Origin of the sequence: Actinomadura sp. KC216 (genome assembly GCF_004348535.1) — a bacterium.
Classification (GTDB): Bacteria; Actinomycetota; Actinomycetes; order Streptosporangiales; family Streptosporangiaceae; genus Spirillospora.
Genome location: NZ_SMJX01000351.1, coordinates 1 through 8,161 on the forward strand (window position 1 = coordinate 1; position 8,161 = coordinate 8,161).

8 protein-coding genes are annotated in these 8,161 nt (G+C 72.1%); all 8 read right to left on the minus strand.

Translation table 11 applies throughout. The annotated features are described in order from the left end of the window. On the minus strand, positions 1-1,039 hold a 1,039-nt coding region (locus E1264_RS36460), incomplete at its 3' end, for an MraY family glycosyltransferase (protein ID WP_132181069.1). 103 nt (positions 1,040-1,142) lie between these two features. Continuing rightward, the gene (locus E1264_RS36465; protein WP_132181071.1) at positions 1,143-2,204 is read right to left on the minus strand and encodes a DUF2207 domain-containing protein; all 1,062 of its coding nucleotides are present in this window, start codon (positions 2,202-2,204) and stop codon (positions 1,143-1,145) included. A 102-nt stretch (positions 2,205-2,306) separates the two neighbouring features. Further along, positions 2,307-3,137 (minus strand): L-threonylcarbamoyladenylate synthase, encoded by an 831-nt coding sequence (locus tag E1264_RS36470; RefSeq protein ID WP_243711394.1) that lies wholly within the window; start codon positions 3,135-3,137, stop codon positions 2,307-2,309. A gap of 103 nt (positions 3,138-3,240) precedes the next feature. After that, positions 3,241-4,101, minus strand: coding sequence for a peptide chain release factor N(5)-glutamine methyltransferase (gene prmC, locus E1264_RS36475; RefSeq protein ID WP_132181075.1), 861 nt, complete (start codon positions 4,099-4,101; stop codon positions 3,241-3,243). Positions 4,102-4,153: 52 nt separating this feature from the next. Further along, positions 4,154-5,218, minus strand: a complete 1,065-nt coding sequence (gene prfA, locus E1264_RS36480; protein WP_132181077.1) for a peptide chain release factor 1 — start codon at positions 5,216-5,218, stop codon at positions 4,154-4,156. A gap of 87 nt (positions 5,219-5,305) precedes the next feature. Beyond that, positions 5,306-5,524: a 50S ribosomal protein L31 gene (gene rpmE, locus E1264_RS36485; protein ID WP_132181079.1), complete on the minus strand. Its 219-nt coding sequence runs from the start codon at positions 5,522-5,524 to the stop codon at positions 5,306-5,308. 185 nt (positions 5,525-5,709) lie between these two features. After that, positions 5,710-6,363 (minus strand): response regulator transcription factor, encoded by a 654-nt coding sequence (locus E1264_RS36490; protein ID WP_132181081.1) that lies wholly within the window; start codon positions 6,361-6,363, stop codon positions 5,710-5,712. A gap of 83 nt (positions 6,364-6,446) precedes the next feature. After that, positions 6,447-7,868 (minus strand): sensor domain-containing protein, encoded by a 1,422-nt coding sequence (locus tag E1264_RS36495; protein WP_243711395.1) that lies wholly within the window; start codon positions 7,866-7,868, stop codon positions 6,447-6,449. Between the last annotated feature and the right edge of the window lie 293 nt (positions 7,869-8,161).

An 8,161-nucleotide genomic window follows, 5' to 3' on the forward strand; every position in this document is an offset into this window, starting at 1 on the left:
CGGTGACACCGAGCGTCACCCAGGCGGCGTCGAACAGCGCGAGCCCGACCAGGCCGGACGCCAGCAGGCCGACCCAGAAGTACATGATCAGTACGGCGCGGCGGGTGGAGTGGCCGAGCTCCAGCAGCCGGTGGTGCAGGTGCTGCTTGTCGGGCGCGAACGGCGACCGGCCCTGGTTGGTGCGCCGCCACACCGCGAGCAGCATGTCGACGAACGGGACCGCCGCCACCGCCGGGATCAGCAGCAGCGGGACGAAGAACGGGAACAGCCCGTTGGCGAGCACGGCCGGGTCGAACTGGCCGGTCAGCATGATCGTGGACGCGCTGAGCAGCAGCCCGATCAGCATCGAGCCGGTGTCGCCCATGAATATCTTCGCGGGGCTGAAGTTGTGCGGCAGGAAGCCCAGGCACATCCCGAACAGGATCGCGGCGATGAGGGTCGCGGCGGACAGCGTGGTGAGGCCCTCGGTCCGCGACAGCAGGTAGGCGTAGGAGAACAGCGCCAGCGCGGCGATCCCGACGACGCCCGCGGCGAGGCCGTCCAGGCCGTCGATGAAGTTCACCGCGTTGATCGTCGCGACGACGACGAAGACGGTCAGCGGGACCCCGTAGGCGGGCGGCAGCGTCAGCGACTCGCCCGTCGGCAGCGGGATCACGTAGATCTGGATGCCCTGCATGATGAAGATCCCGGCCGCGGCGACCTGGCCGGCGAACTTGGTGAGGGCGTCCACCTCCCAGCGGTCGTCGGCGATGCCGATCAGCACCAGCAGCCCGCCGGACAGCAGCAGCGCCCTGGTGACGCTGATGTCGCCGTCCGCGAGGACCTTGCGCATCTCCGGCAGCCCGGTCGCCACCACCAGCGCGGCGACCATCCCGCCGAACATCGCGAGGCCGCCGAGCCGCGGCGTCGGGATGACGTGCACGTCGCGCTCGCGGGGGACGGCCTGCGCGCCGAACCAGACGGCGAAACTCCGCACCAGCGGGGTCAGCAGGTAGGCGACGAGGGCGGCGACCAGGATGCTGAGCAGGTATTCGCGCACTGCCCTGCGCCTCCCTTCACCGATCCCGCCCCGCGAGCCCCGCGGGCCCCGCGTCTCCCGCGCGGTCGCCCGCGCACGCTCCGTACCCCGTCCGCGCGGGCCGTCACCTTGGTAGACGGCTCGCCCGGACGATCTGTTCACGTCGCGACCGACCAACTGTAGTCCGCGCGGCGACCGTCCGGTGCCCGAACGGGCCGTCCCGGAACCGGCGGGCGCTCATGACCCCGGCTCCGGTGATCATGAGCGCGAGCCCGGCGAGGGTCCGGTCGCCGAGCGAGAACGCCCAGGCCCCATGGGCGGCCATGTCGTCCCCGGCGTCGGCGATGACCAGCAGGAACCCGGCGGTGGCCAGGCCCGCGCCGGCGCGTGCGGGCAGCGCCGGGCGGGCGGCGAGCAGGACCACGGCGGCGAGGGAGAACGCGAGGAGCGCGGTGCCCGTCCAGCCGCCCGTCCAGCGCGGCGGGACGTACCGCGGCGGCGGGACCGCGATCGCGTGCTTCGGCATCCTGACCCTGATCGTCATGCCCTCGTGCGGGGCGAGCCCGCGCTGGATGAAGTCCACCGCGTAGGGGCCGTCGCGGTCGCGCAGGCACCGGGTCGTCGCGCCGGGCGCGCCCGCGCGGCAGGTGGCGTTCCGCAGCGGGACCGGCGCCTCCACCCGGACGGCCGCGTTCCCGATCGGCACGTTCCAGCCGGTGCCGATCGCGTCCCAGACCAGCTCGTCGTGGCGGGCGCGGGGGGTGAACGCCCACGCCACGGCGTACTCGATCACGTACGCCTGGCGCCCGCCGACCTCGCGGTCCCGGTCCCCGACGCTGATCCGCACGTCGTTCAGGAACCGCATCGTCCGGACCCGGGACGGGGCGCCGGTGGACGAGCTGGTCCGCACGTCCCGCACGTCGTACACGCGGTCGCCGTGCCGGAACGGGACGTTCCGCACGATCCCGTGCTCGCCGGCCCGGTCGAAGTCGTAGGTGATCGTCTCCCGGACGTACAGGACGCCGTCCGCGCCGATGGTGAGGACGACGTCGTAGGTCGGGATGCGCTCCCCCGCGGGTGGCGGGTCGGCTCCGGCGGCGGGGGCGGGCAGCGCTAAGACGAGGGTCAGCAGCAGCACGCCCGCGGTGATCGCGGGCCCCCGGACACGGCCACGCACGTCACGCATGGTTGCACCGTTGCCGACATCCCGTGGGTGTAACGAGGCCGATGCACTCGCCAGGTAAGGGAAGCGGGTCGTGACGGCTCGACCTGCCGCGTTAGCCCGCGGCTATTTCTCGTCGTCCTTGGTGAGGGACGGCTTCGCCGCCGCTCCGGCGGGACCGGCGGGCCCAGTGCCCTCGGGAGAACGCTCAGTGCCCTCGGAAGAAGGCTCAGCGGGCGCGTCCTGTGTGTGCGCGCCGTCCCCCTTGGTGAGGGAAGGCTTGCCGATCTCCGCCCCGGACGGGGCGTCTGCGGGCTCGCCGGCGTCGTCGTAGGCCTCGTCCTCCTCGGTGAGCAGGACGCCGACCACCGAGCGGATCTTGTCCTCGGGGATGGCGCCCGCGCGCAGCAGCCGCGGCACCGACCCGGTCAGGTCCACGATCGTCGACGGGTCGGCGTGCCCGGACACCCCGCCGTCCAGGTAGACCGAGACGGCGTCGCCGAGCATCTTCTCGGCCTCCTCCACGTCCCGGGCGGCGGGCCGGCCGCTGAGGTTCGCGCTGCTCACGGCCATCGGGCCGGTCTCCTTCAGCAGCTCGACCGCGAGGTCGTGCATCGGCATCCGCAGCGCGACGGTCCCCTTGGTCTCGCCGAGGTCCCACATGAGGTTCGGGTTGGCGCGGCACACCAGCGTCAGCGCGCCCGGCCAGAACTCGTCGACGAGGTCCTGCCCGTAGGTGCCGAGGTTGTCCACCAGCGCCGTCGCGGCCCGCACGGACCCCACCAGGACGGGCGGCGGCATGTCGCGCCCGCGTCCCTTCGCGTCCAGCAGCTTCTGCACCGCGTCCGCGAGGAACGCGTCCACGCCGACCCCGTACACGGTGTCGGTCGGCAGGACGACCAGCTCGCCGCGCCGCACGGCCGACACGGCCTCGGCGATCCCGCGGGTGCGCTCCATCGGATCGGAGCAGTCATAACGTCGGCTCACGGTCGCCCGTCTTCCCATCTGCGCAGCGCTCGTCCGGCATGGCACCGCCCAGAATAGCGGCGGTTCCGGCGCGCTAGTCCGAGGCGAGGCGTGCCGTGACGAAGCGATCCCGGTTCGTGAGGTCGCGTCGGTTGCGGACGTCGCGCCATCCGTTCTCCTCCGCGAACACCCAGTAGACGCCGTTGCCCTGCAGGTCGCTGTGCTCGACCGCCGCGTAGCCGCCGGGCCGCAGAAGGCGGCGGGCGGTGCGCTCCACGACGCGGATCGCGTCGAGGCCGTCGTCGCCGCCGCCCCACAGCGCGTCGGCGGGATCATGGTCGCGGACGTCGGGCGGCACGTACTCCCACTCGCTCATCGGGATGTACGGCGGGTTCGACACGACCAGGTCGACGGTGCCGTCCAGCTCGGGCAGCGCGGTGGCGAAGTCGTCCAGGTGCAGCCGGACGCGGCCGCGCTCGTCCAGCTCCTCGATGTTGCGGGTCGCGTGCACGAACGCCGTCGGGTCCTTCTCCACGGCGTGGACGCGCGAGCGCGGCGCCTCCAGCGCGATCGACAGCGCGATCGCCGCCGACCCGGTGCCGAGATCGACGACGAGGGGGTCGCGGACGTCCATGTCGCGCAGCGTCTCCAGCGCCCACCCGACCATCACCTCGGTCTCCGGACGCGGCACGAACACCCCGGGCCCGACCTTCAGCTCCAGGTAGCGGAAGAACGCCCGGCCCGTGATGTGCTGCAGCGGCTCCCCCGCCTCGCGCCGCGCGACGAACTCCCAGAACCGGGCGTCGAACGCGCTGTCGGGGACGCAGTGCAGCTCCGAGCGCTTCACCTGGTGCACGGACGCCGCGAGTTCCTCGGCGTCGGCGCGCGGCGAGGCGGCGCCCGCGTCCGCGAGCCGCGCCGTGGCCCTGGCGATCTCGTCGAGCAGCAGGTTCATGATCTTGCCCTTCGAGGGGGGACGACCCCCCACACCCCCCGGTTCGCCGCGCTCATGATCCTTGGGCTTCGGCCAGCCGGCGTTCCATGTCCGCGTCGACGAGCGCCTGCGTGACGCCCTGGAGGTCGCCGTCCAGCACCTGGTCGAGGTTGTAGGCCTTGTACCCGACCCGGTGGTCGGAGATCCGGTTCTCCGGATAGTTGTAGGTGCGCACCCGCTCGGACCGGTCGACCGTCCGGACCTGGCTCTTGCGCTCCGCCGCGGCGGCCGCGTCGGCCTCCTCCTGCGCCATCGCCAGCAGCCGCGACCGCAGGATCCGCAGCGCCTGCTCCTTGTTCTGCAGCTGGCTCTTCTCGTTCTGGCAGGAGACGACGACGCCGGTCGGCAGGTGCGTGATGCGGACCGCGGAGTCGGTGGTGTTGACGCTCTGCCCGCCAGGACCGGACGACCGGTACACGTCGATGCGCAGGTCGTTCGCGTCGACCTGGACGTCGACGTCCTCGGCTTCGGGGGTCACCAGGACGCCGACGGCGCTGGTGTGGATGCGCCCCTGCGACTCGGTGGCGGGGACGCGCTGCACCCGGTGGACGCCGCCCTCGTACTTCAGCCGCGTCCAGACGCCCTCGTCCTGGTTCCCCTTGGCCTTCACGGCGACGGTGACGTCCTTGTAGCCGCCGAGATCGGACGGGTGCGCGTCGATGACCTCGGTCTTCCAGCCGACGCGCTCGGCGTACCGCAGGTACATGCGCAGCAGGTCGCCGGCGAACAGCGCGGACTCCTCGCCGCCCTCGCCCGCCTTCACCTGGAGGATGACGTCCTTGTCGTCGTTCGGGTCGCGCGGGACGAGCAGCCGCCGGAGGCGCTCCTCGAGCTCCTCGCGGCGCCCCTCAAGGTCGGTGGCCTCGGCGGCGAACGCCTCGTCCTCCCCCGCCAGCTCGCGGGCGGCGGCGAGGTCGTCCTCGGTCAGGGCCAGCTCCCGGTGCGTCTCGACGATCGGCCGGAGCTCGGCGTAGCGCTTGCCGAGCTTGCGCGCCAGGCCCTGGTCGGCATGGACGGACGGATCGGCGAGCCGTTCCTCGATGCCCGCGTATTCGCTGATCAGTTCGTCGAGATTCACGATGTGTGTCCTGGCCCGTAAAGAAAACCCGGGGACCCATGGCGAGTCCCCGGGCCTTCATTGGTCGCTGTATGTGCGGCGCTCGTCCTACTTGCCGGCCTTCTTCTTGCCGAAGCGCTGCTCGAAGCGCGCGACCCGGCCACCGGTGTCGAGGATCTTCTGCTTGCCCGTGTAGAACGGGTGGCAGTTCGAGCAGACGTCCGCGTGCATCACGCCGTTCTCGGCGGTGCTGCGGGTCTCGAAGGTGTTGCCGCACGTGCACGTCACGGTGGTGACGACGTAGTTCGGGTGAATGTCGGGCTTCATGGTTCTCCTCGCTTCTGGCGGTCGCCGGGCGCTCCGGGCTCGCATGGCCGTGTCCGCATGACGGGGCCACAAGAAATCGTGGGAACGTGAACCGGTACCGCAGCGGTTGGCACCCCAAGTGTGCCAGATAGGAGAACGTGCCGACGTCACAGGGCATTCCCGATCTTGGACGTTCGCGCGGGGCCTCAGGCCTCGGTGCGGCCCAGGTAGGCCAGGACGGCCATGACGCGGCGGTGCCCGCCCTGCGCGGGCTGCAGGTCGAGCTTCATGAAGATGTTCGAGATGTGCTTCTCGACGGCGCCCTCGGTGACGACCAGATCCTGGGCGATGGCGCCGTTCGAGCGTCCCTGGGCCATCAGCGCCAGCACCTCGCGCTCCCGCGGGGTCAGCGCCTCCAGCGGGTCGCCGGAGCGGCGGCGGCCGAGCAGCTGCCCGATCACCTCCGGGTCGATGACGGTCGCGCCGGCGGCGATGCGGCGGACCGCGTCGATGAACTCCGCGACGTCCGACACCCGCTCTTTCAGCAGGTAGCCGACGCCTTCGGCACCGCCGCCGATGAGGTCGGTGGCGTACCGCTCCTCCACGTACTGCGACAGGACGAGGATCGGCGTGCCCGGCAGGCGCTCCCGGACGGCCAGCGCCGCGCGGAGCCCCTCGTCGGTGAACGACGGCGGCATCCGCACGTCCACGATCGCGAGATCCGGCTTGTGCTCCTCGACGATGCCGAGGAGGCCGGGGCCGTCCCCGACCGTCGCCACCGTCTCGATCCCGGCGTCGTCGAGCAGCCGGACGAGCCCTTCGCGCAACAGCACCGAATCCTCGGCGATCACTACCCGCATCCGTCCATTATCGCCCTGCGGCGCCGGGACGGGGCCGTCCGTGGCCGTGCGGCGGGGCCCGCGGACGCGGGCCCCGCCCTAGGTCACCAGTGGCAGGGAAGGTCGGCGCGGATGATCGTGGGGCCGCCGGGCGGGCTGTCCACGATCAGCATCCCGTCGATCGTCGCGGCCCGGTCGGCCAGCCCCGCGAGCCCGCCCTCCGGCCGCGCCACCGCGCCGCCGACACCGTTGTCGATCACCTCGACGACCACCCAGCGGTCCTCGCGGACGACCCGGACCGACGCGCGCGTCGCACGGGCGTACTTCGCGATGTTCGCCAGCGACTCCGCGACGATGAAGTAGGCGATGCTCTCGACCGCCGCCGGCGGGCGCTCCGGCAGGTCGACGTCGACCTCGACGGGGACGGGCGCGCGGCCCGCGAGGCCCGAAAGCGCCGGGTCCAGGCCGCGGTCGGTGAGGATCGCCGGGTAGATGCCGCGGGCCAGGTCGCGCAGCTCGGAGATGGCCTCCTTGGTGCCGTCGTGGGCCTGCTCGATCAGCGCCCGCGCGCCCTCGGGGTCGTCGTCCAGCTTGGCGCGGGCGCGTCCGATGTCCATGGCCACGGCGAGGAGCCGCTGCTGGGCGCCGTCGTGCAGGTCGCGCTCGATGCGGCGCCGCTCGAACTCGGCCGCGTCCACGCCGCGGGCGCGGCTGGCGCGCAGGTGCTCGGTCCGCTTCCGCAGCTCCAGGTTCTCCTTCTGCGACGGGCTCGGGCCGAGCATCAGCCCGGCGAACGCCGAGTGCCCGATCGCCATGATCCGCGTCACGTACATCGCGAGCACGAGGAAGAACAGCCCGGCCACGGAGACCGGCAGCGCCTCCAGCGGGTTGCCGGCCCAGTACGAGACGAACCCGAGGCCGACCTCGGCGCCGTCGCCGTCCACCGCCAGGATGATCGGCATGAACAGCAGCATGCCCGTCGCCGCCCAGACCGTCACGGACACGGCGAACTCCACCAGCGTGATGGGGAACAGCACGGCGAGGTAGCCGAGGTCCTTCCAGGTGGCGGGGTCGCCCGCCATGCCCTTCAGCTTCGTCAGCGGGTTGCGGCCTTCCGGCAGCCGCCGGTACGGGCTCGCGATCCTGACACCGAACGCCGCCCGGACGAGCTGCCGCTCCAGCACCGCGCCGAACCGCCACGCGACCATCATCAGCGCCAGCATCGGCAGGCCCACCCAGATGATCAGCAGGCTGAAGGAAAGGGTCAGCCCGACGACCAGCGCGATGAACCAGCCGAGCCCGAACGCGAAGCTCGCGGCCAGATAGATCGCCGAACGCCAGGTCAGCGACGACTTCAGCATGGCGAGCGGCGTCCACGGGCTGTTCGCGACGGTCGCCGCCGCGTCCCCGCCGGCCTGCATCACGGTGGCCCACCGCGCCGCCGCCCACCGCGCCGCGCCGCCACCGGCGCCCGCACCCCCGGCGGTCGCGGCCCCGCTCCCGCGGTCCCTGCTCAGCTCGCCCACGTCGTCCCTCCATGCCCGTTCCAACGTACGGTCCAAGCCTGCCCGGCACGGGGTGGGGCGACCATGATGTCCGCCGCCCATTCGGAGGTGGGGCTAACCCCACCTTCTTATTGCTTTTTTCTCCTCCTTCGGGCCCTGGGGGCCCTCCATCGTCGAAAAAAGCGCGCGATCGCTGCATCGCTTCGTCTCGCCTGGCGGCTCGCTGCGCGATCAGGTTCTCGCAAGCTCGAACCTGCCTTCGGACGCGATCGCAAGCGTTGAGGTTGTCGGGTGGTTGCTGCGGGGGCCGGGGC

Excerpts from the sequence above, each read along its gene's own strand:
- rpmE (WP_132181079.1), bottom strand. The coding sequence starts at position 5,524 with ATGAAGCCCGACATTCACCCGAACTACGTCGTCACCACCGTGACGTGC.
- E1264_RS36490 (WP_132181081.1), bottom strand. The coding sequence starts at position 6,363 with ATGCGGGTAGTGATCGCCGAGGATTCGGTGCTGTTGCGCGAAGGGCTC.
- prmC (WP_132181075.1), bottom strand. The coding sequence starts at position 4,101 with ATGAACCTGCTGCTCGACGAGATCGCCAGGGCCACGGCGCGGCTCGCG.
- E1264_RS36470 (WP_243711394.1), bottom strand. The coding sequence starts at position 3,137 with ATGGAGCGCACCCGCGGGATCGCCGAGGCCGTGTCGGCCGTGCGGCGC.
- E1264_RS36465 (WP_132181071.1), bottom strand. The coding sequence starts at position 2,204 with ATGCGTGACGTGCGTGGCCGTGTCCGGGGGCCCGCGATCACCGCGGGC.